This is a genomic window from Thiofilum flexile DSM 14609 (assembly GCF_000380185.1).
GTDB lineage: Bacteria > Pseudomonadota > Gammaproteobacteria > Thiotrichales > Thiotrichaceae > Thiofilum > Thiofilum flexile.
Genome location: NZ_KB904802.1, coordinates 107,620 through 134,464, shown reverse-complemented (window position 1 = coordinate 134,464; position 26,845 = coordinate 107,620). Strand labels below are relative to the sequence as shown.

Annotated in this window: 23 protein-coding genes, 2 tRNA genes, 1 other RNA gene and 1 pseudogene; 3 read left to right on the top strand and 24 right to left on the bottom strand. The window is 44.6% G+C overall.

The window, feature by feature from the left end; genetic code table 11:
* Window positions 1-87: 87 nt before the first annotated feature.
* The 7 genes from A3IK_RS0115745 to A3IK_RS0115715 all read right to left on the bottom strand — a co-directional run bounded on the left by A3IK_RS0115745 (window position 88) and on the right by A3IK_RS0115715 (window position 8,164).
* On the bottom strand, window positions 88-2,838 hold the full coding sequence (locus tag A3IK_RS0115745; protein WP_020560945.1) for a class I SAM-dependent DNA methyltransferase: 2,751 nt from the start codon (window positions 2,836-2,838) through the stop codon (window positions 88-90).
* A gap of 192 nt (window positions 2,839-3,030) precedes the next feature.
* Entirely contained in the window at window positions 3,031-3,267 is a 237-nt protein-coding gene (locus A3IK_RS0115740; protein ID WP_020560944.1) for a DUF433 domain-containing protein, read from the bottom strand.
* Between the two features lie 79 nt (window positions 3,268-3,346).
* Window positions 3,347-4,963 (bottom strand): RNA repair transcriptional activator RtcR, encoded by a 1,617-nt coding sequence (gene rtcR, locus A3IK_RS0115735; protein WP_020560943.1) that lies wholly within the window; start codon window positions 4,961-4,963, stop codon window positions 3,347-3,349.
* An 11-nt stretch (window positions 4,964-4,974) separates the two neighbouring features.
* The gene (locus tag A3IK_RS20535; protein WP_020560942.1) at window positions 4,975-5,745 is read right to left on the bottom strand and encodes a hypothetical protein; all 771 of its coding nucleotides are present in this window, start codon (window positions 5,743-5,745) and stop codon (window positions 4,975-4,977) included.
* A gap of 224 nt (window positions 5,746-5,969) precedes the next feature.
* A complete protein-coding gene (locus A3IK_RS0115725; protein ID WP_020560941.1) occupies window positions 5,970-7,094 on the bottom strand; it encodes a hypothetical protein in 1,125 nt (374 codons plus the stop codon).
* A 116-nt stretch (window positions 7,095-7,210) separates the two neighbouring features.
* The gene (locus A3IK_RS0115720) at window positions 7,211-7,918 is read right to left on the bottom strand and encodes a hypothetical protein (protein WP_020560940.1); all 708 of its coding nucleotides are present in this window, start codon (window positions 7,916-7,918) and stop codon (window positions 7,211-7,213) included.
* A 174-nt stretch (window positions 7,919-8,092) separates the two neighbouring features.
* Window positions 8,093-8,164 (bottom strand) — tRNA-Arg (locus A3IK_RS0115715).
* A 119-nt stretch (window positions 8,165-8,283) separates the two neighbouring features.
* Here A3IK_RS0115715 and ssrA point away from each other — a divergent pair.
* Window positions 8,284-8,644, top strand: a transfer-messenger RNA (tmRNA) gene (gene ssrA / locus A3IK_RS20955).
* Window positions 8,645-8,908: 264 nt separating this feature from the next.
* On the opposite strand, the gene A3IK_RS0115710 is transcribed toward ssrA, so the two are convergent.
* From A3IK_RS0115710 to A3IK_RS0115655, 12 genes and pseudogenes are all read right to left on the bottom strand, one after another.
* Complete coding sequence (locus tag A3IK_RS0115710) at window positions 8,909-9,301, bottom strand: hypothetical protein (RefSeq protein ID WP_162596674.1); 393 nt, start codon at window positions 9,299-9,301, stop codon at window positions 8,909-8,911.
* A gap of 548 nt (window positions 9,302-9,849) precedes the next feature.
* Window positions 9,850-10,593 carry a tetratricopeptide repeat protein gene (locus A3IK_RS0115705; protein ID WP_020560938.1) on the bottom strand — a complete coding sequence of 248 codons (744 nt, stop codon included), beginning with the start codon at window positions 10,591-10,593 and terminating at the stop codon, window positions 9,850-9,852.
* A 320-nt stretch (window positions 10,594-10,913) separates the two neighbouring features.
* Window positions 10,914-10,990 (bottom strand) — tRNA-Pro (locus A3IK_RS0115700).
* A gap of 69 nt (window positions 10,991-11,059) precedes the next feature.
* Window positions 11,060-11,494 carry a MerR family transcriptional regulator gene (locus A3IK_RS0115695; protein WP_020560937.1) on the bottom strand — a complete coding sequence of 145 codons (435 nt, stop codon included), beginning with the start codon at window positions 11,492-11,494 and terminating at the stop codon, window positions 11,060-11,062.
* Entirely contained in the window at window positions 11,472-11,777 is a 306-nt protein-coding gene (gene ihfA, locus A3IK_RS0115690; RefSeq protein ID WP_020560936.1) for an integration host factor subunit alpha, read from the bottom strand. Before ihfA ends, A3IK_RS0115695 begins: the two co-directional genes overlap by 23 nt.
* A 17-nt stretch (window positions 11,778-11,794) precedes the next feature.
* Window positions 11,795-14,179, bottom strand: coding sequence for a phenylalanine--tRNA ligase subunit beta (pheT, locus tag A3IK_RS0115685; RefSeq protein WP_020560935.1), 2,385 nt, complete (start codon window positions 14,177-14,179; stop codon window positions 11,795-11,797).
* Between the two features lie 15 nt (window positions 14,180-14,194).
* Window positions 14,195-15,214, bottom strand: coding sequence for a phenylalanine--tRNA ligase subunit alpha (gene pheS, locus A3IK_RS0115680; protein ID WP_020560934.1), 1,020 nt, complete (start codon window positions 15,212-15,214; stop codon window positions 14,195-14,197).
* A gap of 88 nt (window positions 15,215-15,302) precedes the next feature.
* Complete coding sequence (gene rplT, locus A3IK_RS0115675; protein WP_020560933.1) at window positions 15,303-15,662, bottom strand: 50S ribosomal protein L20; 360 nt, start codon at window positions 15,660-15,662, stop codon at window positions 15,303-15,305.
* A 14-nt stretch (window positions 15,663-15,676) separates the two neighbouring features.
* Window positions 15,677-15,877, bottom strand: coding sequence for a 50S ribosomal protein L35 (gene rpmI, locus A3IK_RS0115670; protein ID WP_020560932.1), 201 nt, complete (start codon window positions 15,875-15,877; stop codon window positions 15,677-15,679).
* Between the two features lie 152 nt (window positions 15,878-16,029).
* Window positions 16,030-16,545, bottom strand: a pseudogene (infC, locus tag A3IK_RS19760) (translation initiation factor IF-3); the annotation flags it as partial.
* A gap of 3 nt (window positions 16,546-16,548) precedes the next feature.
* On the bottom strand, window positions 16,549-18,477 hold the full coding sequence (gene thrS, locus A3IK_RS0115660) for a threonine--tRNA ligase (protein ID WP_020560930.1): 1,929 nt from the start codon (window positions 18,475-18,477) through the stop codon (window positions 16,549-16,551).
* An 86-nt stretch (window positions 18,478-18,563) separates the two neighbouring features.
* Entirely contained in the window at window positions 18,564-19,067 is a 504-nt protein-coding gene (locus tag A3IK_RS0115655; protein WP_020560929.1) for a copper chaperone PCu(A)C, read from the bottom strand.
* Between the two features lie 182 nt (window positions 19,068-19,249).
* Between A3IK_RS0115655 and A3IK_RS0115650 the strand changes: the two genes are divergently transcribed.
* Together A3IK_RS0115650 and A3IK_RS0115645 are read left to right on the top strand one after the other, a co-directional pair.
* The gene (locus tag A3IK_RS0115650; protein WP_020560928.1) at window positions 19,250-20,470 is read left to right on the top strand and encodes an argininosuccinate synthase; all 1,221 of its coding nucleotides are present in this window, start codon (window positions 19,250-19,252) and stop codon (window positions 20,468-20,470) included.
* 90 nt (window positions 20,471-20,560) lie between these two features.
* The gene (locus tag A3IK_RS0115645) at window positions 20,561-21,058 is read left to right on the top strand and encodes a LabA-like NYN domain-containing protein (RefSeq protein WP_020560927.1); all 498 of its coding nucleotides are present in this window, start codon (window positions 20,561-20,563) and stop codon (window positions 21,056-21,058) included.
* A 2-nt stretch (window positions 21,059-21,060) separates the two neighbouring features.
* Here the strand turns inward: A3IK_RS0115645 and A3IK_RS0115640 are convergent, their stop codons facing one another.
* The 5 genes from A3IK_RS0115640 to A3IK_RS0115620 form a co-directional block, all read right to left on the bottom strand.
* Window positions 21,061-21,981 (bottom strand): TraB/GumN family protein, encoded by a 921-nt coding sequence (locus A3IK_RS0115640; protein WP_020560926.1) that lies wholly within the window; start codon window positions 21,979-21,981, stop codon window positions 21,061-21,063.
* Window positions 21,982-22,020: 39 nt separating this feature from the next.
* Window positions 22,021-22,764, bottom strand: coding sequence for an oxygen-insensitive NADPH nitroreductase (gene nfsA / locus A3IK_RS0115635; RefSeq protein WP_020560925.1), 744 nt, complete (start codon window positions 22,762-22,764; stop codon window positions 22,021-22,023).
* Window positions 22,765-23,020: 256 nt separating this feature from the next.
* Window positions 23,021-24,949 carry a TRAP transporter large permease gene (locus tag A3IK_RS0115630; RefSeq protein ID WP_020560924.1) on the bottom strand — a complete coding sequence of 643 codons (1,929 nt, stop codon included), beginning with the start codon at window positions 24,947-24,949 and terminating at the stop codon, window positions 23,021-23,023.
* Window positions 24,946-25,488: a TRAP transporter small permease subunit gene (locus tag A3IK_RS0115625; RefSeq protein WP_026221020.1), complete on the bottom strand. Its 543-nt coding sequence runs from the start codon at window positions 25,486-25,488 to the stop codon at window positions 24,946-24,948. The genes A3IK_RS0115630 and A3IK_RS0115625 overlap by 4 nt, the downstream gene beginning before the upstream one ends.
* 99 nt (window positions 25,489-25,587) lie before the next feature.
* On the bottom strand, window positions 25,588-26,682 hold the full coding sequence (locus A3IK_RS0115620; RefSeq protein ID WP_020560922.1) for a TRAP transporter substrate-binding protein: 1,095 nt from the start codon (window positions 26,680-26,682) through the stop codon (window positions 25,588-25,590).
* Between the last annotated feature and the right edge of the window lie 163 nt (window positions 26,683-26,845).

The following is a 26,845-nucleotide window of genomic DNA, read 5'->3' as shown; positions in this document are numbered from 1 at the left end:
TGCTGAGTTACTACTTCAGTATACTCGGTATAGACAGAATTGGGGTTAGGGATTTCCAGAGAACCATGCTTCCAATTTTTGCAGTGTTTAGCCCGTATTCGAGTTCAACAAACTTTGATAACACTGAAACAAATACCCCAACCGCTCCATATCATCGGTAAATTTCTCCTTCCGATAAGCCTGCTCCACTGTCTTGTCGAGGGTTTTGTGTGCCTTACGCAGATCAGGCGGCATGGTGCGTGGGTCGTATAAGTCTGCCAATGTAGACTCTGGATAGTTTTTCCTTGTGTCCAGCACGGATTGCGCCGCAGCTTCGATCTTTTTACGCTGTTTGACGTCAGGCTCAGGCCATGGGAAATTGTTATAGACCAGCTTGGCGGAATAGCGATAATCGCTTTTCAGGCGTCCGCAAACTGTACGCATCCAAGCCATATGCATTTGGGACTCAAGTACACCAAACTCGTACAAACTGGCATCAGGAATCATTAGGTTCAAGTTGGTGGAAATTGTATTGCTATCGAAGAACCCCATGGGCACGTATTCGCGCCGCTCGGATGACACACTGGGAACGAGGATATAATGGCCTGCTGGATGTCGATTTTCGCCAAATAGGTATGATGTTTCTGCACGTTTGCGGGTCGCTGCTTTCGGACTTGCCAAACGCATTTGCTTGACAGCCTCCACTCGCCTCATTACCTCTGGCAAGGCACGTAATTCATGCGGTTGAATACCAACTAACCACAAACACCAGCGCTCCTTACTGTTGAGAAATTCTTCTGCACCAAGGATAGGCTTCAGCCATTTTGTAGTAGCTGGCTCTTTTTGAAGGAGATCATCTTTTTCTTCAGGTGAGAGCAGCAAATATCCGCCATCAGTAGGCTCATTGCCTTTCACCATTAGAGAAACTTTGCAGATTGGCTTGCTACGTTCATTCACAATCACGTCCGACGTATTGACCAGATAGGGGTTGATATTGCCAGCCAAAATTTCAACAGGTTCCCCCTTGAGATCGGAGTAGTCAAAAATGCGTTTAGTCTCGGTATCATAATCGGCAAACCCAACGATAACCACATGCACAGCGGCTTTGCCACGAGCCTCTGAATCCCATGCAAAAGTACGGTGGGCAAAATGAATGTGAATGCCCGTATCCAGCAGAGGCTGCCATAACGGTGCCACTTGCTCGCCCTGAGTGATTGAATTGGTAGCGACAAATGCGACACTGATACGAGTACCCTGCACGAAATTGGCTGCCTTTTTGAACCAGCAGGCTACGTAGTCCAGTTGCTTGGCGTTTTGTACCTGACCGAAAAGACTTATAAGCTCCTGCTTTTGCGCTTCCGTTTGCATTTTTGAGCCACGAAAAGGAGGATTACCGATAATATGGGCAAGGGACTTAGGTGCAGCAATACTGCTCCAGTCAAGTTGTAGTGCATTGCCGATAGTAATTTGTGCTGCCGATTTCAGCGGAAGCAAATCAGGCTCTCGCCCAAACTGGCGGGCAAATTCGCGGTTCATCTGGTGCTGGGTCAACCACATGGCGACTTCGGCAATCCGAGCAGGCCATTCCTCAATTTCAATACCGTGGAAATGCTCCAATCGAATGGCTGGTTCAATCGTGATAGCAATCCCACCAATATGTGTAGTATCAAGCTGGTCGCCATGTTGGGCTTGTAGAACCAATAGCTCCAGTCGCCGCAGCTCCCGATAAGTGATGATTAAGAAGTTCCCACAACCACAAGCAGGATCAAAAAACTGCAACTGGGTCAACTTCCTCTGAAAATCAATCAGCTTTTGCTGACGTACATGCCGCTGTTTAAGCTGCTGAATAGCCTCAAACTCCGCCCATAGTGCATCAAGGAACAGCGGTTTAATGAGACGCAAAATATGCTTTTCGCTAGTGTAGTGTGCTCCTAGATTACGCCGAGCTTCCTTGTCCATGATTGACTGGAACAGGGAGCCGAAAATAGCAGGGGATATTCCACTCCAGTCAAAATGAGCGCAATTCAACAACATCTCACGCATGGGAGCATCAAAGGACGGCATATCAAGCCGCTCTTGGTATAAATGCCCATTGACATAAGGAAAAGCATCCAATTCTGCCAGCAGGTTTTTACTGCGTTTGGCAGCAGGTGTATCCAATATCTGAAATAGCCGCGTCAAATGCATGTCCGTATCGGAGCCATCTTCTGACGTGAAGCTCAGTAAGTAATGGATAAACTGATGATGCTGAAAAATCCCTGTATCTTCTGCAAACAAGCAGAATAGGATACGTACCAAAAAGATTTCCAGTGCATGCCCACCATAACCAGATGCTGCCAGCATATCGTGCAAACTACCCAATAGCTCTGCTGCCTGAATATTCAGCACTTTCTCCGGCTCTGCTGCATCGTAATACTGCAAGCCAGACATAAAATCGAACAGGTGCACACGATCTGGGAATTCGTCAATAGTGAAATGGTGATCCTGTTTACGCCGAAGGTCATATAAACGGAAGGTAGCAAAGTCCGACAGCAGGATGTAGTTGGGTTTTTCTTTATCTGATAAACCCAAATAATATTCAAATGCCTGTGATTCTGCTTTGCCCAGTGATTTGCCACGTGACTTATGTTCGACCAGCAGCATACCTTTCCAAAAAAGGTCAATGAAACCGAGCTTGTTATCCTGTTTGGCAACAGACCACTCAAACACAGCTACATCCTTGCGATCAATCCCAAACACATTGAAAAATGCGTCCCAGAAAGACTTAGCCTCAGCTTCTTCACGGCTTTCATTACGCCATTTCTGCACGAAGGCATGTGAACGGTTACGGATTTCGTTGTGATGGAGTCGTATCGTCATACTACAAAAGCCAAAAATCAGTGAACGACGATCATAACGGAATATTAGCCAGATTGTGAGTGTCAACTAGGCATATCACTTGAAGCCAATTCATGATGTAGTTAATCTATCACCAGCACTGAATTTTGATTACTTTTATTAAAAATCAAAATTTTAAACCATATGGCAATTGTGCATCTACGATAAACTTCATTAAGCTGCTCTGAGTACAGGGTGATCAAATTGGCGGGCGGCATATAATAGTACTGCTTTAATATCCTCTTTTTCGAGATAGGGGTAATCTTCTAAGATTTCATCAGGTAGCATCCCCTCCGCTAGCATACTCAACACATCACTCACCCGAATACGCATATTACGAATACAAGGACGACTGCCACACTTGCCCGCCTCAATGGTAATTCTATTGAGTAATAATTCATTAGTAAGCATAAGGTATCCTCAGTCAATAGGAGTGGCTTCAGTGTAACATAGGAGGGTATTGCTTTAAGGAAAATACGGCGGCTATCAATCACTCTCCCGCTCTGGTCTGTACCTGCTCAAACGTCAGCCCAAAGCGCTGCAAATAGGTACGCACCCGATGGGAATCATTGGCACTGGTTTTTTGGGTGCGGCTCACTTGAAATAACGTGCGCCCCGCTTCGGCTAAACTTTTACACTGCCGACATACGCGAATCACTGCGGCTAACTGAGCACGATCAAAGACATCAATTTGCTCCAACGCGTCACTATCGAGGATTTGCAATAACAACGGCAAATCAGCGGTATCGGAGGATGGTTCCTGATAACTACTCCAATCCGAGCGCAGGCGCACTATTTCTCCGCACACAATATCCTCGGTAATTCGCCCCCCACTCGCGAGCGTTGCCATGCGCGTAATACTTGAATTGAGATCACGGAAATTCGCCTGCCACAAAGCTTCGCTGGCATGAGCGAACATTAAATACTTAGCACGCGCGTCTTGATTAAAACTGACCTTGTGCCCCATTTTATAGGCGAACTGCTGTAATTCATGCTCAATATTCGGCTCTAAATCCTCCATGCGCTCCTTCAGCGAGGGCAAGGTATAACTCCATAAATTAATCCGCGCTAATAAATCCTCACGAAACAACCCTTGCTTTACCCGCTCGGCTAAATGGCGATTCGTACCCGCAATCAATTGAAACTCGCTCGATACCTCGCGGTCACTCCCCAAAGGCATAAAAGTTTTATCTTCAATCGCCCGCAATAACATGGCCTGCTCATCTAGCCCTAGCTCACCAATTTCATCTAGAAATAACAAGCCCTTATGTGCCTCACGTAATAGCCCCATGCGTTCATGAGCCGCTCCGGTGTATGCCCCTTTCACATGCCCAAATAAGGCTGACATGGCATTATCACCGCGCAAGGTTGCACAATTGACCTCTACCAAACGCCCCGATAATTGCCCGCGCTGTTTTTTTAGCTCATAAATCCGTTTAGCAAGCTGCGACTTCCCCGCACCCGTGGCACCCGTGATTAAAATAGGTGCAGTCGACTTAATCGATACCTGCTCGATCTGAGCAATCAGGGCATTAAAAGCAGTGTTACGGGTGGCGATACCGCTTTTTAAATAGGCAATCGCTTCTTGTGCTTCACGCTCAAAGCGCATAGCAATTTGATCATAACGGGTGAGATTAAGATCAATAATCAGGCAACTCCCCTGAGCGTGGTTACGTTGCATATCTTTAGGCGAGGTTTGCAGGAGCTGTCCGGGGATAAAATTCGCCTCGACTAATAAAAATAGGCAAATCTGGGCGACATGTGTTCCGGTAGTAATATGGACTAAATAGCGCTCCCGCTCCGGGTCAAACTCATATTCACGGGTGAAATTATGCAGTTGCTCATAGACCTGACCAAAATCCCAAGGATCTTCATAGTTTACCGCATAGCCCACCGCATCAATACCGGGGCGTAATTCGCGCATATCACTTAAGGTGAGTTCAGCCAAGTCGCGCTCATTAGCGTGGTAGAGCAGTAAGAATTTATCGACCGGAAATTGATCTTGCAGCAAAATAGAAATAGAGGGACGCCAGCGATGCCAACGCCGCTGCCCTAAGCCCTGATGATCTAAGCGTGCACCTAAAATGCCAATAACTACCGTTTTCATGCGTCTGTCTTTTATTTAGCCGCCCGTGCAGCCTCTTTGACTAATTTGGATTGATTATAACCATCTATTAGCATCTCGGTAGCATATTGCTCTAGAAAGGCTTTATGCCCAATTTGCTCAATCTTAGCCACATAGCCCAATAGATGAGCGAGCAATTGCTGATTATTGGCATATTGAGGGCGTATTAATAAGGCATAACCCATGGCTCGCCCGGTTTCGTGAGCGGTACTGGCTTTAAATAAGACGGTCATAGAGCCTAATAGGTCATTAGGGATCGGCATATCATCCGTAATAATAACTCGCACGCGATAAGCATTTCTGACCCCAATTTTTTCGGCTAGGTTTTTTTCCATGCGTGTCAAAGTGCGCCCCTGAGGCAAGAGCACTTGCTCCACCCCCATATACCATTCCGTAGCAGGTCTTAAATAACGCCCTACCATAAAGCTCACTAGCATACTGCTGTCTTTTTTATCGCCCTTGATGGCTTTACCCATTAATACCTGCTTAGCGAGACATTGCACAATGTTATCCGAGCGTTGAGCATTGGCTTTATCGGCCTCAGCCGGTTTAACGGTTTTACACCAAGCGACTTGATCTAAATAGCCCTTATTCCATAATGCCCCACTTAAACCACAGCTAGCACTTTTATTCGTATCCGCTTGGGTAGAGGCTTCGAGTGCGTATTTTTCACAGAAAGTTAAAGGTTGTGTAGTAGCCGCCCAAGTACTCACCGCTGATAGAGACAGTAATACCCCTATAGCCGCAGGAAAAATACCTTTCATAGTGTGATCTCCTAATAGATGCCAATGTACTCGACAGGAATACAAGTATTTGCTGGTAAGGGTTATTCATAGACTAAAGCTTTGTGGAATACCAGCTTTTGATATTTGACCTAGGAGGATTATTTAGCTTGGTGAAATAGGACTCTGAGGAAGCGCGAGCACCTTTCGCTGCTTCCTCAGTCAATGCAGTAAGATCAACTTAGTGTTGAGCTGATGCGGTATTTTTAGTGTAAAGTAGGTTTTGGTGCATCAGGAGCATCTGGAACACCTAGAACATCTGAAGCATCTGAGGTATCTGAAGCATCTGAAGTATGTAGTACCTTGGGAGGAATATAGCGAATTGCCCCGCTCCTCTTAGTAGTATCCACTTTTAAAGCCACTTCTGCTTTAGTAACTTCTTTCTCTTTAACAGATATAGTGCTCATGGCTGCTTGAGGAGTACTGGGGTTATTAAGCGTTGGAGGAGTCGTAGTACTGCGTGGCATTTCTAAACCCAGCGGAACCGCTAGCTTTAGCATTTTTTCCCGCAGCTTAATAGCCAACGTTTGCTCTGCAGATAATAGCTCTAGGCTCTGGATATAATTTAATTTTAATTTTAAAATCTTGAGATTTTGCTCAATGGGTGTGATCAGACTTAAAGCACTAGCTATTTTCCTTTCTTTAGTGCATTGAGTAATATTTTTGATATATTCTGAAATATTTTTACATTCTACTTTTTCAATATCACTTGAAGCATTATTGAGTTCATAATCTACATTGTAATTTTCATCGGGACTAACAGGATCTTTTTTTTGAAACTCGGCTTCAGCCAGCTTAATATCTTGCCTTTTGATAGAAACATCTCTTCTATACTCTCGCAGATTTTCTTTATTTTTACGCAATGATTCTACTAATTCTTGAAGCGCCTCTTCAATACTATGCTGTACTTCGGGTGTATCAGGAAATATTATGAGTTGAGATGGTGTAACTTTAATAACACTAGCAGGATCTAAGCATTGTTGTGCTTTGTTTAAAAACGCAGCGACGGATACATTGCTTATCTTTTGTTTTTCCAACCACTTTTCTGCATCCTCATGTGTTCCCGCATACAGCAGAATTTGTTCCTCTTGATACATCAATGTCACTAAACGACAGCCGCTACCTAGGTCATACTTTATACAATTTGGGACTCTACGTTCTTTATTCGGTCTAGGTGGTAAATGACTAACCTCTTTATTGGCAAATTTTCCTTGTGCGTGTATCTTTCCTAACACGGCTAGAGCCTTTATAGCTGCCTTTTTGCCATTTCCTTCATTTTCATGCAGAGTATATAAGGAACTAATAAAGTTGGGGTGTGTATAATATTTCATATTATGGGTTCCTCTAGATGGTTGACACTTATCGAACTGAAAGCAAATAACAGGGGTAGGCTTTGGCTCCAAAGGGGAAGTTGAAGCCAAAGCAAAAAAGTCAAAAAATAAGTTTTTTAATTTTTAGTAATAGCCATCGAAAAAATATCCGATAAGGATTGAAATCGTGATCCCACTTTATCTTCCTTATTTTTAACCTCAAGGTATTCTTTCATTTGTCCATCAAGCTCTTCTGCTACTTGAATATAACGTACTATATTTGCAATTAAATTAGACTCTTGCTCAATAGCCTTCAATAAATCTGTGTGAGAAAAATCACTAGGTAACATTTTGCCACTAAGCTTCTCTGTTATCTCAACAATTCGTCTACAAGCACGTTCTTTTTCTTTTATAGCCGTATCGATTGTTATTACCCCATCATTACTATCAGTCCCTAGAGGAAACTGTGCAGTTTGTTGAACAGCATTCCATAGAATTTTTTTCTCTTCCTGCCTTTTATCGATTTCCACCTTTAATTTATTAGTACGCATACGCAAATCCGTATGTAATTTTCTAGCCTTATCAATATTACTCAATAAAGTATCGTGAATCGCATCAATTTCATCGAAAACTTGTTGGTATTCATTCACTTTATTCGTTACAGGTTGGTGTGGTGCAATAGACTCTTGATGACTGGATTCATGAGAAGAGACTCTTTGATGGGAAGCATTTTGCTGGCTAGACTCTTGAGAAGAGGACTCTTGATGATGGGAATCCTGCTGCGAAGCCCCCTGATGCGTCAGCATGGGAGTGGATTGTTCGGAGTTTTGATTTAAGTTATCCATGATTACCTTCTAGTTTTTATTGTTTATAAAATAAATTAATAGAATATAACTAGGAGTTTTATCAGTAACAACTCAGGCAGACAAATGGGAGGGCAGCAATAATTTAGTGTAAAAAGGTAACTAAAAACCTAAGCACTCTGAAGGATATGGTATTTAAGTGGCTGATTTTAAACGTGGCCCCAGCAGGAATCGAACCTGCAATTGCCCCTTAGGAGGGGGCCGTTATATCCATTTAACTATGAGGCCTCAGAAGAGGTAAGTTAATTTTAACGGATTTAACGCGGAGTGTCAGGTCATTTTTCGTTTTCACATGACAAATCCATTATAAGCATGTATAGTGTTTGCCTCTTAGGTCAAGTGACCACGGGGGCGATCCGGCTTCGACGTGGATTACAAAACCTGGGGAGCATGCAGTGGATGTGGTGACCACTTTAACACTAGTCACAACTTATAGTCGCAAACGACGACTCTTACGCTCTCGCCGCTTAATAACCGGTTGAGTGCTGTCTGACAGAGGCCGTGCTTGTGCGCTCGAATCAGGCATAATCTCTCACAAGATCGTATCAAGGCTTGCTCAGGGCTGCGATACTAAAAAATTACTGGGACCGCCCAACATGCCAGCTTGTCTATTAGCGGGACGCGGGTTAAATAAAAGATAGACTAAGCATGTAGTGCCTTCAGGCAGAGGATTTACGGACGCGGGTTCAATTCCCGCCGCCTCCACCAATATTTTGTTTCTGGTTGTCCCAGAACGTTCCAAAAGCCCCTACAGGCCGCAATCTGTAGGGGTTTTTGTGTTTCAGGTTGTCTCAGGTTGTCCCATACTATCCCACCGAAAACATTGTGTTATCCATTGCTTTTGGACATGATTCAGAGACAAAGCAATGAAAATGTATAAAAAACTAACAGACTCAATGCTTAAGGGCTTAAAGCCTAAAGAAAAGGAATACATGAGTGATAGCGGTAAAATTTTAAATAGCCCATAATTTTTTACTGTCCCAATCTAATCAATTTATCTTGCCCACAGCCTACTCTTTCATCCTTCTTAATAGAAAAACTTTTCTTACTAGCAAAATCAATGAACCTAAAAGAGCACCTAGAGTCACCTTTTCTTAATCTAACTTTTCTTTCTACTTCCTTTAAAATTTTTGTTCCTTCATGAAAATAAATATAATAACTTATCTCAAAATAAATAGGTTTTTTATTTAAATCCTCACACCTTAAGTTATTAACAAAGTATCCGTGATAATCTTCTGAATCTATATGTCTTACTATCTTACTACAATCAAGGCTCTGAACATAAACCAGATCCTCATCAATCTCTGGCATACGCCCATGCTTTTCGGCGAAATCGGCTGCAAAATTAATGTAGTCATGCATCATGCCCTCCAATTTATTTCTTTGTAAGAAAGTATAGATATTATAGACACTACACCCCGTTGGAATTAGTAGAATAATAATCAGAATTATATAACGTTTTTTAATACCCACTATTTATTTATCCATTAAAGCTTATTATTAATTCATTTATACTGAGAAGCTCAGTTTTTACATAATTTTCTGCCAGCAGATTATAAAAATAAAAAGTATCCTTGCAGGATTAAATATTATAAAACTATAACCTCTTTAGCCTATTTGTGTAATTATTCAAAAATTAGCTAAATCTCGTAGCTTAGCTCCCGATATCAGTAGCGAGCTTAGTCGAGTAGTATAGAACATAGCACACTATAACAATAGTTAAAAAAACAGGGCATTTCAAACCATGACGGAATCGTTTCACGAGTCTAAAGGACAATCAGCGCTTTAATCGGGAGGGTAGCGAGGCTGATACGATCCAAGACTATGAGATCAGCCACGTATTGAATAAGTTGGCTAAGCGTAAGAGGTGAGCCAGAAGTTCACTCTTAGCCTTTAGATGAAATCACCTAGGATTATTTTGTATTGAGCTGTTTCAAGGCTTTTTGAGCCTCAGCATTGCCTTGTTCTGCCGCTTTGGTCATCCACTCCACAGCCTTGCTTTTATCTTGCGCGACTCCCTCACCCTTGATGTACATATTTCCTAGGTTGAATTGAGCGTCAACAAGTCCTTGTTCGGCTGCTTTGGTATACCACTCTACGGCCTTGCTTTTATCTTGCGCGACTCCCTCGCCCTTAGCATACATATCCCCTAGGAGGAGTTGAGCCTGAGTATCGCCTTGTTCGGCTGCTTTGGTATACCACTGCACAGCTTTACTTTTATCTTGCTCGACCCCCTCGCCCTTAGCATATATAACCCCTAGGAGGAGTTGAGCCGGAGCCAGTCCTTGCTCTGCGGCCTTAGTCATCCACTGTGCGGCTTTGCTATAATCGTGCTCGACCCTGTTGCCTCTGTAATACAGGGATCCCAGGTTGAATTGAGCTTGAACATCACCTTGTTCGGCGGCTTTGGTATACCATTGTATGGCTTCACTATAATCTTGCTCGACCCCCTCACCATCGGCATACATAAGCCCTAGGTGGTATTGCGCTTTAGCATCACCTTGCTCGGCTAGAGGCTTAAAAAGCTCAAACGCTGTCGCATAATTTTGCTCTTCATGAGCAGTGACAGCTCGCTGGTAATCCTGATTCATATTAATGAATACTACTAAACCAACAATGACCAAACCTAAGCATACAATCGGTATAAAACGCCTCACGCTTCTCTCCTGCATCAAATAGAATGAATCCAAGTGAATATAACATGCTATAAAAATAGATACGTGGGGATGAACCAGATAGGGGACTATAGCGAAGCATATCGCTAACACCCAATGTAGAAGAGACCGTTGACAGCCTATTCATTGAGGGTGAAATGATGGAAAGCAGACGGATCGAGCTTCGCGCTCTATGAACAACTCACCCAACTAATATAGCTTATTAAGAGTATGAAGGAAGTAAGGTTGAATCATTTATTATCCTTATAGAATCCCTAAAAAATACGATTTTAGAGAAAGGATAATAACATCAAGAAGACAAATGGTCGGGGCGAGAGGATTTGAACCTCCGACCCCCACAACCCCATTGTGGTGCGCTACCAAGCTGCGCTACGCCCCGACCGAAGAGGCGCACAAGATACCCTAACTCTCCCCAAAGTACAAGAGTTATTGTTTAAAAAACCCAAGGTTAAGGACGTAATACCTTCACGGCGGCCTCTAATTGACGAATTAACTGCTCTAAATCTAAACCGTCTGGAAAAGGCCTCAATACCTTAGGGGTTTGAGATACTTTAACGACCTCAATGCTAGCCAGTTTTTCTACTATAGAAATCAGGGGTTGTGCGGGTACAGCACTCTCTAACAATTGCTGACGCGCACCACTAATCGTATAACCTTGCTCATACAATAAGGCGCGAATACGCCGTATCATCAACACATCAGAGCGCTGATAATAACGCCGATTACCACGCCGCTTCATGGGTTTTAGAGTGGGGAATTCTTGTTCCCAGTAGCGTAAGACATGAGCCTTAACGCTACACAGGTGGCTTACCTCACCAATGGTGAAGTAACGCTTATTGGGGATTTCAGGTAGTTGTGCATTAGGAATCAATGCTTCCTGCATAGGCTTCCACACGTTGTTTAAGTTTTTGTCCCGGACGGAAAGTCACCACGCGCCGCGCAGACACGGGAATTTCCTCGCCTGTTTTGGGGTTACGTCCCGGACGCTGAGTTTTATCCCGTAACATAAAATTACCAAAACCTGATAATTTCACATTACGCCCCTCCCCTAGTGCTTGGCGGATTTCCTCAAAAAATAATTCCACCAGATCTTTAGCCTCACGTTTGTTTAAACCCAATTCTTCATATAATTGTTCAACCATATCAGCTTTGGTCAAAGTCGCCATTTCTATTAATCTCCTTTTTAACGTAAGGTAGCCCCGGTTTCTGCTTCTAAGGCGGCTACTACGGTTGCGACGATAGTATTGACTTCCGAGTCCTCAAGAGTGCGAGAAGCGTCCTGAATAATCAAGTTTAAAGCAACACTTTTTTTACCTAATTCAACACCTTGTCCGGTGTAAATATCAAAAATAGTCCAACTTACTACCTGTGGTGGGGCAACGTTGGCAATTATACGTTCTAAGGATTGTGCCAATACATGACTATCCATTACTAAGGATAGATCACGACGCAGCGCAGGGAACTTAGAAACCGCCGTATAGTGAGGCACACGAGCCTTTTGTAAGTACGCTAAGTCTAGCTCAAATAAGAACACCGATTGATCTAAACCTAAAGTACTCTCTAACTGGGGATGCAAGGCACCGACCCAACCCACCACTTGCTCTTTAGTCGCAATTTGGGCGCATTGCCCCGGATGGAGTGCGGCATGTACGACGGGGATAAAGTAAAAGGTTTCACCCGAAACGGCTGCTAAAATCGCTTCGACATCACCTTTTATATCAAAAAAATCAACCTTACGCTTAGGCGCTGCCCATTGCTCTGGCTCATTGAATCCTGTTACCACACCCGCGATTTTACGCCGTTGTTGTAACTGACCCTCTTCTAAACTAAACGCAGCCCCTACCTCAAATAAGCGCACACGAGTTTGCTGCCGATTGAGGTTATAACTCACCGCCCGCAGTAGTCCCGACCATAAGGTACTACGCATCAGGCCTAGTTCTGCCGACAGTGGATTCAGTAGACGAATACGGTCTATACCCGGACTCAATTGCTCTTCAATCGCTTCATCCACAAAACTGAAAGTAACCGCTTCTTGATAGCCGCGTGCGATTAAAGGAGCGCGTAACTGCTCTAATCTAACCGACTCTTGTGAAGGCAAATGCAGCATAGGCGTTAAGGGACGCATGACCGCAGGAATCGCATCATAGCCATACACACGCGCGACTTCCTCCAGCAGATCCTCTTCGATGGTAATATCAAAACGCGCTAAGGGTACTAATACTTGCCACCCCTCGGCTGTATCAGTCACTTCACAACCTAGACGCTCTAATAAGGCTTTAACTTCCGCGTGCTCTAAGGTAATACCGAGCACACGCTTAATACGCGCTGCCCGTAGTGTGACACTGCGCTTAGTTAAGGCGGATGCCTCTGCTACATTATCAACAATAGGCCCTGCTTGACCGCCACAAATCTCTAGTACTAATTGTGTAGCCCGCTCTAATGCTTGCACACACAAATCAGCAGCCACTCCGCGCTCATAGCGATAGGACGCATCGGTTTGCAAACCATATTGACGCGCTCGACCGGCAATCGCAGATGGTGCAAAATGCGCACTTTCTAGAAATAGATCCGTAGTCTCTAAACTGACCGCAGTACGCTGCCCACCCATAATACCCGCGATTGCCACCGCACCAGCCTGATCGGTAATCAATAAGGTATTATCTTTTAATTCAATAGATTGCCCATCGAGCAATGTAATCTGCTCACCATTGTGGGCGAGTCGTACCGTAATCTCGCCTTGTAGCTGATTGAGATCAAAGGCATGCATAGGTTGCCCTAATTCAATCAGCACATAGTTCGTGATATCCACTAAGGGGGCAATACTCCGCAGACCTTGGCGACGTAACTTTTCTTTCATCCAAAGTGGAGTACTAGCTTTGGCGTTTACCCCGCGAACCACGCGACCTGCATAGCGTGGACAAGCCTCTGTAGCCGCTATTGTGACTTTAAAGGTATCCTGAGTACTCGCCGCAATAGTAGGAATAGCAGGTGGTACTAGTGGGGCGCTGGTGAGCAAACTGGCTTCACGCGCTACTCCCGCAATACTCAAACAATCGCCACGATTAGGGGTGATATTTAGTTCTAAGACTTGATCATCTAGCTTTAAATATTCACGTAGTGGCGTACCTACGGGCGCATCCGCTGGCAGATCTAATAAGCCATCAGATTTATCACTCATCCCCATTTCTGCGGCTGAGCACAGCATCCCTTGGGATTCAACACCGCGTAATTTGCCCTTTTTAATGGTGAGTGTACTACCATCCGGCATAGGTAATTTAGCCCCGATGAGGGCTAAAGGTGCTTTCATACCCGCACGCACATTCGGCGCACCGCACACAATTTGCAGCACCTCATCCGTACCATAAGACACCGTACAGACATTAAGCTTGTCGGCATCGGGGTGCTTAGTCACAGTTAAGACTTCAGCCACCACAATACCAGAGAAGGCGGTTGCAACAGGCTCGACACCCTCAACTTCACAACCTGCCATCGTTAATTGATGTCCCAATGCATCCAAGGCTAGGGACGGGTTACACCACTCGCGTAACCAAGACTCACTGACTTTCATGGTAACGACCTCGGATTAATGGAATTGAGTTAAGAAGCGTACATCATTATCAAACATGACACGCAAATCATTAATCTGATAGCGCAGCATCGCTAAACGCTCCACGCCCATACCAAAGGCAAAGCCGGTGTAAGCTTCACTATCTACACCCACATTTTTTAGTACATTCGGATGTACCATGCCGCAGCCCATGACCTCTAACCAGCCAGTATTTTTACAGACCCGACAGCCTTTGCCTTGGCAATGTACGCAGGTGATATCGGTTTCAGCCGATGGCTCAGTAAAGGGGAAAAAGCTCGCACGGAAACGGGTTTCTAAATCATCCACCTCAAAAAACTCACGGAAGAAAGTTTTTAGAATCCCTTTTAAATCGGCAAAGGTAATATCGGTATCGACCATTAAGCCTTCCATTTGATGGAACATGGGGCTATGGGTCATATCGGAATCACAACGATAAACACGTCCGGCGGCGATAACGCGCACAGGAGGTTTATGGTTCATGAGATAGCGCACTTGTACGGGGGAGGTATGAGTACGCAGTAATAAGCCATTTTCTAGATAAAAAGTATCGTGCATCGCACGTGCTGGATGCGTTTCTGGGATATTCAGCGCAGTAAAATTATGAAAATCGTCTTCAATCTCAGGGCCTTCCGCCATTTCAAAACCTAACTGTCCAAAAATCTCACTCATGCGTTGGATAGTTAAGGTAATGGGGTGTAAGCCCCCTTGGCTCATACCGCGCCCCGGCAACGTGACATCAACCGCCTCGGATTGCAAACGCGCATTCAATGCTTCCGCTTGCAAAGACTCACGTCGTGCCTCTAAGGCCTCAATGAGCACTTGTTTAGCGTTATTGATCTCTTGACCGGCTGCTTTACGCTCGTCTGGCGATAATTTGCCTAACTGCTTGAGTTGACCCGTTAATAAGCCACTTTTCCCTAGATAATGCACACGGACTTGATCAAGTGCAGCAAGACTGGCTGCTTGAGAGAGTTGCTCATGTGCCTGCCCCATGAGTTCCAGCAAACTTTGCACAATAATTCCCTTCTAGTTTGAAAACAAAAAGCGGGAAAGGCGATAAACCTTCCCCGCTCAAGACTTTCACTGTTCAATTAGCAAAAGATTAAGCAGCCAAGGCAGCCTTTGCTTTTTCCGCTAATTGTCCAAATGCAGCAATGTCATGGACTGCTAAATCAGCCATCACTTTACGGTCAACTTTAATACCTGCTTTAGTTAAGCCATTAATGAAACGGCTATAAGACAGATCATATAACCGTGCAGCGGCATTAATACGTACAATCCATAGTGCACGGAATTGACGTTTTTTCTGACGACGGTCACGGTAAGCATATTGACCCGCTTTGATCACCGCTTGGTGAGCTGAGCGATAAGAACGGCTACGGTTACCATAATAACCTTTAGCCTTTTTCATGATTTTCTTGTGACGGGCTCCAGCCTGTACACCACGTTTAACTCTTGCCATTTCTCAAATACTCCCTAAGCGTAAGGTAATAAGCGGTCAACCATTTTTTGATCGGATTCGTGTACACGATCCACACCTACTCGTAATTGACGTTTACGCTTTGTTGACTTTTTGGTCAAAATATGGCGCATATGAGATTGCTTACGTTTAAACGTGCCATTGGCTGATTTGCGGAAACGTTTAGACGCCCCGCTATGCGATTTCATCTTAGGCATCTTTAACTCCTAAATAAGAGAGACTAACAACATTCTGCGAGAGTGCCTAACCTCAACAGAATGACAACTAACTAAGCAGAGGGTGTAGTACCTGCAGGCGCACCATTCGTACTAGGTGGCGTATTGTTTCCACCCCCTGTGCTCGACTGAGGCTTTTTCTTAGGTGCTAACACCATCACCATTTGGCGACCTTCGAGCTTAGGGAACTGCTCAACGACACCATAGTCGATTAAATCTGCTTCAATACGCTTTAACACTTGCAAGCCAATGTCACGATGTGCCATTTCACGTCCACGGAACCGGAGAGTGATTTTAGTTTTATCACCCTCTTCAAGGAATTCCATCAGCTTACGTAGCTTAATGTTATAATCCCCATCGTCAGTGCCCGGACGCAATTTGATTTCTTTGACTTGCACTTGTTTTTGCTTTTTGCGAGCAATACTAGCTTTCTTGCTCTCATCAAAGCGGAATTTGCCGTAATCCATGATCCGACAGACCGGCGGTTTGGCATTAGGCACAATCTCCACCAGATCTAATTCCGCTTCATAAGCCATAGCCAACGCATCACGCGTGGATACGACGCCTTTATTCTCACCGTCCGCATCAATTAAACGAATTTTCGGGATATTAATATCACCGTTTATGCGGTGTTCTTTTTCGGCAATTATGGGCTAATCCTCCAATAATGATAAAGTGCGGCTTGTTATTTGTTGAGTGATACGCTGAGTTATATCAGCGAGGGATAATGATCCTAACTCTTCACCACTACGTGTCCGCACTGAGACAGTATGTGTTTCGACCTCGCGGTCACCAACTACCAGCAAATAGGGTATACGCTGCATAGTCCGTTCGCGGATTTTAAAGCCTATTTTCTCATTTCTCAAGTCAGCAATGACACGAATCCCTGCATTACGTAACTGATCTACGACTAATTGCACGTAATCGGCTTGGCTATCGGTAATATTCATCACCGCAACCTGCACTGGCGCTAACCAAACCGGGAATTTACCTTCATAGTGTTCAATCAAAATTCCCACAAAGCGCTCAAGCGAACCAAACAAGGCACGATGTAACATAACTGGACGTTGACGTGAATTATCTTCTGCAATATAGGCTAAATCAAAACGTTCCGGCAAGTTCATATCGACTTGTAAAGTACCGCATTGCCAATCACGTCCGATGGCATCACGTAATACAAACTCTAATTTAGGGCCATAAAAGGCACCTTCACCGGGGAATAATGTATAGGGCATACCTAAGTTATCTAAGGCACTAGCTAAGGCATTTTCTAATTTATCCCAAGTCTCATCCGAACCAATGCGATTCTCAGGACGTGTAGAGAGTTTAATAATGATATTATCAAACCCAAACTCGCGATAAATATCGAGTACCAGCCCTACTACCTTTTTGCACTCGTCTTCCATTTGACTTTCAGTACAGAAGATGTGCGCATCGTCTTGGGTGAAATGACGCACGCGCATCAGGCCATGTAACGCCCCGGAAGGCTCGTAGCGATGCACTTTACCAAACTCTGCCATACGCATGGGCAGATCACGATAACTACGCAACCCTTGGGCAAACATTAACATGCATCCGGGGCAGTTCATCGGTTTCAGGGCAAAAACCCGCTCATCCTCGGTTTGGGTAGTAAACATATTTTCACGGTAATTAAACCAGTGTCCTGATGTTTCCCACAGCGCACGATCCATGACATCGGGTGTATTAATTTCGGTGTAACCGGCTTGCTCTTGGCGCTTACGCATGTAGTTGATTAAAGTTTGGAATAAAGTCCAACCTTTAGGATGCCAGAATACCGAGCCGGGAGCATTTTCATCAAAATGGAATAAATCTAATTGGCGACCTAGTTTACGGTGATCACGCTTCTCGGCTTCCTCTAACATATGGAGGTAGTCGTTTAATTCTTTCTTATCGCCCCATGCAGTACCATAAATGCGCTGCAACATGGCGTTTTTAGAATCACCGCGCCAATACGCACCGGCTACCTTCATTAATTTAAAGGCTTGAATTTTACCCGTACTAGGCACATGAGGGCCGCGACAGAGATCAATAAAATCACCTTGTTTATACAGGGATAGCGTCTCACCGGCGGGAATATCACGAATAATTTCAGCCTTATAATGCTCGCCCATGTTTTCAAAAAACTGGATCGCCTCATCACGCGGCATAGTACTACGTTCTACCGGAAGGTTTTGGCGCACAATGTCCTGCATGCGTTTTTCAATCGCTGCTAAATCTTCCGGTGTAAAAGGGTGCGAAGTCGCAAAATCATAATAAAACCCCTTATCAATCACGGGGCCTATAGTGACTTGTACATCGGGAAATAATTGCTTCACTGCTTGTGCCATCAGATGTGCAGTTGAGTGACGAATCACATCCACACCTTCCGGGTCTTTAGCAGTGACAATACTTAATTGGGTATCTTGATCAACAATATAAGAAGTATCGACGAGCTGACCATTCACTTTTGCAGCTAAAGCAGCCTTACCTAAACTAGGGGCAATGCTACTAGCAATGTCTTGAACGGAAAGCGGTTGATCAAATTGGCGTTGATTGCCATCGGGTAGAGTAATGACAGGCATTATTATGCTCCAGTGGTGATCCATACGACAGATCACATAGTTTGTAAAGGGCGCATCATAGAGGGAATTACCGGCAAATGCAAAACTTAGTGCATGTGATGCTCACTATGCCCGCTATGATTATTATTCATAGGCTGAGTGACCTCTTGAATCGGCACATCCAGTTTTAATTGGCTATTATCACTAAAGGTCAGTGTGACCGAGGTTTTCTCGCCCACTTTCAAATCTTGCTTTAGTCCAATCAGCATCATATGCAAACTACCGGGCTTTAATACCACCTCCCCTGCTGCGGGAAGATCAATTTTTGATACTTGGTGCATTTGCATGACACCATTATGATTTTGGGTGATATGTAGCTCAGTTACTTTAGCGGCAGGACTACTGGCGGATTTAACACTCCACGGTGTTGAAGTAGTATTCACTAGGGTCATAAATACAGCACCATTAGGCTGTCCCGGAGGCACAGCTCGCGCATACTGACTATGTACTTTAATGACATTAGCCGCTATAGGTTTAGGGGGTACTTTAGCGTAGGCCACACCTAGGGAGCTAACACTCGCTATCAACAAACTTACTAATACCTTATTCATCTTAAATACTCCTAAAGGGATCTTTTCGCATGGTGGATTAATGCGACGAACTATACCGCATTCCCTTCATTCCCAGCTATTCAAACGCTCTATTTCGTCTACGGCTATAGCTACCGTTTATTTACCCTGTTGAGAGGCATATAATGCCTGCCTTTCAGAATTGAATAGTAAAGGTATTTGTGATGGCAAAAGATATTAGTAAGGTTGTACTGGCCTACTCCGGTGGTTTAGATACCTCCATTATTGTCAAGTGGCTGCAAGAGAACTATCACTGTGAAGTGGTCACTTTCACTGCTGACATTGGTCAAGGTGAAGAAGTTGAACCCGCGCGTGCTAAAGCGCTAGCTATGGGTATTAAACCAGAGAATATTTATATTAATGATTTGCGCGAAGAGTTTGTACGCGATTTCGTTTTTCCTATGTTCCGTGCCAATACCATTTATGAAGGTGAATATTTACTAGGCACCTCGATTGCCCGCCCCCTGATTGCTAAGCGTTTAGTTGAAATTGCCAATGAAACTGGAGCCGATGCGATCTCTCACGGTGCGACCGGCAAAGGGAATGATCAAGTGCGTTTTGAGTTAGGTGCATATGCCCTAAAGCCCGGCGTGAAAGTGATTGCACCATGGCGCGAGTGGGATATGGGTTCACGTGATTCGCTCATGGCTTATGCTGAAAAGCACCAAATTCCGGTAGATTTCAAAAAAGCAGGTAAAAAATCCCCCTACTCGATGGATGCTAATCTGCTGCATATCTCCTATGAGGGTGGCATTTTAGAAGAGCCTTGGGCAGAAGCCGAAGAAGATATGTGGCGCTGGAGTGTGTCCCCTGAAGCAGCTCCCGATAAAGCCACCTATATTGATCTCACCTATGAAAAAGGCGATCCGGTAGCCCTAAACGGCGAACGTTTAAGCCCGGCTGAAATGCTCACTCGCCTGAATAAACTCGGCGGTGAAAATGGTATTGGGCGTTTAGACCTCGTGGAAAACCGTTATGTAGGGATGAAGTCACGCGGTTGTTATGAGACTCCCGGCGGTACGATTATGCTGAAAGCGCATCGTGCAATTGAATCCATTACCCTTGATCGTGAAGTTGCCCATTTAAAAGATGAACTCATGCCCAAATATGCGAGTCTAATCTATAATGGTTATTGGTGGAGTCCAGAACGTCAAATGTTACAGACCATGATTGATGCCTCACAGGCTCACGTTAATGGTGAAGTTCGTTTGAAGTTGTATAAAGGTAATACCATAGTAGTTGGCCGCCGCTCAAGTGATAGCTTATTTGACACTAAAATCGCCACCTTTGATGAAGACGGTGGTGCTTATAATCAAAAAGATGCCGAAGGGTTCATTAAGCTAAATGCGTTACGGATGCGCATTGCTGCAAATAAAGGTCGCTAACTAATTGCTTTAGGGCTTATTACCGCTCACTAATCAACACTCTATTGAGGACTACTGAATAGAGTGTTTATAAGGTAGATGATAAAAAATATGCAGCGAGTTAGTATTTTTGTTGATGTGCAAAACATCTATTACACCACGCGTCAAGCGTACGGTCGTCATTTTGATTACAATCGTTTTTGGGCTAAAGTGACTCAGAATCGCCATGTGGTCGAGGCGAATGCCTATGCCATTAAGCGCGAAGATGATAAACAACAACAATTCCAGAATATTCTTCGGGGCATTGGCTTTAATGTGAAGCTCAAACCCTATATCCAACGCAGTGATGGCTCAGCCAAAGGTGATTGGGATGTAGGGATTACTGTAGATGTGATGGAAGCGGCACCCGATACCGATATTGTGGTCTTAGCCTCTGGTGATGGTGACTTTGAGTTACTCTTGCGCCGCGTGATGCAGCGCTATGATGTGACCACTGAAGTCTATGGTGTACCTTCATTGACGGCTAATAATTTAGTCCAATGTGCCTCGCAGTTTTATCCAATCGATACACCATTTTTATTACCGGCAAAACCGATGCCGGTTAGCTAACACTAGTTCACGGCAGGAACACCGACTCGCTTGAGCTTATAGCCTTTTTGCTCTAAAAAGTGAATGATGCTCTCTGCGCCTCCTAAATGCCCCGCCCCGACTGCAAAAAAGTATTGGGTATTAGGGTATGCTTTTAATTTCGCATCAATGCGATCTGCCATAATTTTATTACGTTCGTTTAATAGGATTTGCACAAATTTCTGTTGCAGGGTCTGATCGGTATTTGGCGCTGATAATTGCTGCATTAATTCCACTAAATTATCCGCATTCCCGGCTAAATACCATTGCATCATTAACTCATTAACATCCCGCGCTTCATAGGCATCTAAAGACTCCTCCAGCATACGAATCTGCTCATCCTCGCTAAAGCGATCAAAATAGCCAATTTGCTCAAAAGCTGTTTCTAATCCTCCTACCTCTTTATTAAGTCCTTGCGCTTGATGATATAGCTGAATATCTAAGGCAGTGCCTGTAGAATCATCTGGTGTGGCAACTAATGTGGATACCACCCAAGTTTTTAAATTTCCTAAAGACTTAACATTCAGAAAGGCACTTGTGGCACGTAAATGTTCATCGAGGCGGGCTAATAGCGGTTTAGGTAATACTTGGCTTAATACCTTGCCATCGGTTCTCATCATCGCTTGGCGAGCCGCTAATAATTCAGCAAACTCCATAGGAATTTCGGTATAGACCGCATCACTACTACGCAGGGCTAAATTAACGGCCAGCGGGAGCTTCTCTAGGCGCTTATCAGCTAAGTGAATGGTGCCAAATAACCAGATAGGTGTTTCTCCTTCAATGACCCATAGCATAGGTTGCTTTATTTCTGTTAAGCGCTTGGCATGTACGGCTCCACTCATACTGAGCAAACAAAGGATAATAATCCAACTCGTACCTAGCAAACGTCTAGCACAACCCAACATAATGTTATTCCTCATATTAAACCGTACTTTAGGATTCAGCTAGCGTTGAAAAAATCCGCGTGCTTGTAAAAACGCTTGCATATGCTCACGACATTTACCATAAATCGCTTGGTAAGTTTGAGTAGACCAGTTACTAGTGCGCTGATTACCGGCACGAGCGGCATAGTAGTCCTGCATGGTCTGATCATACGCTTGAATAACACTCGGCAAGCGGCTTGTATCATATTGATCATCATGCAAAATTGCACTCACTGGCAAACGCGGCTTTACCGCTGGATCTTGATCAGGCCAACCTAAACATAGACCAAAAACAGGGTAAACTAGAGCCGGTAAATCCAACACCTCGCTCACCAAGGCAATATTATTTCTAATCCCCCCAATACAGACTCCACCTAAGCCTACAGATTCCGCTGCGGTTAGCATATTTTGGGCGAGTAAAGCCACATCAATCGTGGCAACTAAACTATGCTCGGTATAGCCCTGCCAAGCCTCTTGATGCAGCTCTCCGCAGTAATTGACCCGTGTTAAATCTGCACATAGGACTAAAAACGCTGCTGCTTGTTTAATCCATACCTGATCACCGGCGGCCTCGGCGATTATGGCGCGTTTTTGTGGATCAAGCACTCGAATAATCGAATAAGCTTGGACAAAACTAGAGCTAGGTGCAGCCTGACCACAACGAATTAATAACTCTAATAACTCTGTTGCAATCGGTTCAGCCGTATAACGACGAATAGAGCGATGTTTCAGTAATAGTTCAATCGTGGGATTGGTATATGACATGGCTAACCTCAATCAAAGATTAACTAAGGTTAGCATGTTAACGCTAAAGGAGGGAAAATCCACTTTAGCGCTCATAAAAAGTAGATGGGTCTTTCTGGAGCAGTCTTGGCGGCAAGGATGCCGCCTTGTAGCGTACAGGGATGTATTATTCGGCGCGTCCATGCGCCTCTCAAGCTGGCGTGAAAAATCGCTCCTGACGATTTTTTCACAGCGACTGCGGAAGAAAGACTCACCTACTTTTTCAGGCTATTAACCCTTATTGCCCCGCCGGTTTATCTAATTGGAAATTGAACTCATTACTCGCCGGTGGAGTAGCTGGTTTAGTATTATCCTCGGCAGGTTTACTCGTATCGAGTTGAAAATTCATTTCATTAGCAGCCGGTGCTGGTGGGGGAGTACTCTCTGCAGGTTTAGCTCCATCTAATTGAAAGTTCATTTCATTCGAGGCCGGTGCAGGCTTGGATTCTGCTGGAGGTTTAGTGGTATTACCATTACCACCCTCGAAACTAAAGCCCATTTCATTATTACTAGAACCACTGCTAGGCGTACTAGGCTTGGATGACTCCATCATGAAATTTAACTCGCCGCCAGTAGGTAACGGTGCATGCCCCCGATCTAATAACATCGTCGTCATTTTGGGGAAGCTCATCACCACCACGACCATCACCAGTTGAATACAAACCCAAGGAATCGCTCCCCAATAAATATCACTACTCTTCACTTCTTTAGGAGCCACGCCGCGCAAATAGAACAAGGCAAAGCCAAAGGGGGGATGCATAAAGGAGGTTTGAATATTCACACTCAGCATCATACCAAACCAGACTAAAGCCCCGACAGCGGCGGCTTGTTCATTACCGCCAAATTCGGCTAACAGAACTGGGGTTAATAGCTTCTGAGCTACCGGAGCCAATAGGGGTACTAAAATGAAGGCAATTTCAAAGAAATCCAAAAAGAAGGCTAAGAAAAAGACGGATAAATTTACTATTACGAGAAAACCTACCCAACCACCGGGTAAACTCGAAAATAGATGCTCAACCCATTTACCCCCATCGACACCTTGGAAGACGACAGAGAAACAAGTAGAACCAATCAGGATAAATACCACCATGGAGGTGATACGCATGGTTGTTTTATAAGACTCGGTAATATGGCTACGTAAATCGGTGAGTTGTACCGCCCGAATGAGCATCCATACTAAAGCGATATAGAGCACGGCGACAGCGACCTTCATCATCAGTGCTCCCGCACTACCCTTATCATGAGGGAATATAATCGCCACCATAATCGCTACACCAGCCGCCGCTAAACCGGTACGTAATATCGCCCTATCCCTACCCGAAAACGCACTATGGCGTAATACAGATAGCACGACCGCACCGACCGCCCCCATTGCACCGGACTCTGTAGGGGTAGCAACTCCGAGCATAATGGTGCCTAATACAAGGAAAATAAGGACAGCCGTTGGCACAATACCCTCTAAACAACGTTTCCATAATGCCCAGCCTTTGAGTTTAATCTCCTCTGGTGGAATGCCCGGCAACCAGTCGGGTTTAATGCGCGTTAAGATAAAGGTATAAAGCATGAACAAGGCTGATTGTGTAATCGCTGGAATCCATGCACCTAAATACATACTCCCCACGTCCGCACTCGCGGTCGGCGTTTTCAATTGATCCGCCATAATGATTAATACTAGGGAAGGCGGCACAATTTGCGTAATCGTACCTGAGGCCGCTAATACCCCCGTGGCATAGCGCATATTATAGCGATAGCGCATCATGACCGGCAGAGCGATCATCGCCATGGCAATGACTTGCGCGGCGACTGTTCCAGTGACTGCGCCTAACACAAAGCCAACTAAAATAACGGAATAGCCTAAGCCCCCTTTCATGCGCCCAAAAAGCTGCCCCATGGAGTCCAGCATATCCTCGGCTAGGCCGCTTTTTTGCAGCACCGCGCCCATAAAGGTGAAAAAGGGTATGGCGAGCAATAGTTCATTGGCAACCACACTACCGAAAATACGCGCTGCAATGGCTTGTAAATAAGGCAGACTAATAAAGCCTAGCTCAATACTTAAAAAGCCAAAAAACAAACCCACCGCCATCAAAGAAAAGGCGACCGGAAAGCCCACTAACATAAATAAGATTAAGCCACCAAACATTAAGGGTGGCATGATTTCTAAACTCATTGTTCCACCTTTTCATATTTAGTGTCGAGTTGGATAGTGCCTTGTAAAGCAGCAATACGCTTAATCAGCTCCGATAGCCCTTGTAAGGTCAAGAGGAAGAAACCTAATGGCACCATGAGCTTAATCGGATAACGGGGTAAACCGCCGGAGTTACTCGATTGCTCCATGATTTCCCACGAGGGCAGGAATAAGCTCTTCCACGACAACCAAGTAATGAGAATACAGGCGGGTAATAAAAAGCAAATGAAACCAAACACATCAATCCACAAGCGGGCACGATCCGACACATGACCATAAATTAAGTCGACCCGTACATGACCGTTTTCACGTAAGGTATAGGCCGCCCCCAACATGACAGCCGAGCCAAATAAATACCACTGTAATTCCAGCGGCCAGTTATTACTAATATCAAAGCCATAACGCATTAAGGCATTGGTAGCACTCACTAAACATGCTAGCAAAATCAATATATTAGCAATACGCCCGAAGACACCATTTAAAGCATCCACAGCACGAGAAAATTGCATCAAGACTGACACGACTTATCCTCCTGTAGCGGTAATAAAGTAGGGGGTTGGTCACTACATCAATCACTACACTCTCGCTTAGTGTGTAGTGATATTGGGTAGGCGTAACGGTTAGAGTTTCTTATTAAAACTCGCACGAGCAAAGGACTGCTCGGCTACATTAAACCACTGCGCTTGATTATTACGGAATACCTTCCAATCATCATAAATCTTTTTAAACTTAGGATTTTTAGCAGATTCTTCCTCATACGTTTCAGCGGCTGCTTTAAAGCAAGCATCTAAAATTTCATCACTGAACGGACGCAATTTCACATCGCCACTTAATAAATTCGCTAAGGCTTGTGGATTACGTGCATCGTATTTAGCCTGCATATCGGTGTGTGCAACATGGGTAGCCGCTTCCCAAGCAGCTTGATATTGCTCAGGTAACTTTTCCCACTGCGCTTTATTGACATAGAAGGACAGTTGAGGCCCGCCTTCCCACCAACCGGGCGTGTAGTAATTTTTAACAATCTTGCCAAAACCTAACTTTTCATCGTCATAAGGGCCCACCCATTCGGCTGCATCAATCGTACCTTTTTCTAACGCGGGATAAATTTCGCCCCCAGGGATTTGTTGCGGAATAACCCCTAATTTACTCATCACACGTCCAGCAAAGCCCCCGACCCGGAACTTCAGACCTTCCAAATCTTTAACGGTATTAATCTCTTTACGGAACCAGCCGCCCATTTGCACGCCAGTATTCCCGCCCATGAAATTCACAACATTGTAATCAGCAAACAACTCCCGCATGAGTTTCATACCATTGCCATACATCATCCATGCAGTTTGCTGACGTGAAGTGAGGCCAAAGGGAACCGCACAATCGAAGGCAAAAGAGGGATCTTTACCAAAGTAATAATAAGAGGCCGTATGCCCAGCCTCGACCGTACCATTTTGTACCGCATCGAGTACTTGTAAGCCCGGAACGATTTCACCTGCCGCAAATACCCGCACTTTAAATTTGCCGCCAGTAATGTTGGATAAGGTTTCAGCAAAAACATCGGCTGCACCATAAATGGTATCAAGTGACTTAGGAAAACTGGAGGTCAGACGCCAATTGAGTTCCGGCAGAGCAGCAACTTCAGCGGCTAGTAAGGCAGTAGGGGCAGCGGCTAAAGCAGCAGCACCGGCAGCAGTTTGTTTTAAGAAGGAACGACGTTCCATAATGGACTCCTTTTTTCTAGCTGATTGTCTGGATGAGTAAGTTAGCTGATGAATAAGGGTTCTTATCGTACTTGAGTGCTTTAGGCATTACAAACGCTCCCTAGCATGAAAAGTAGACAAAGCCCCGCCGCTGAGCTACTTACTTAAATTGCACTCTATTTAT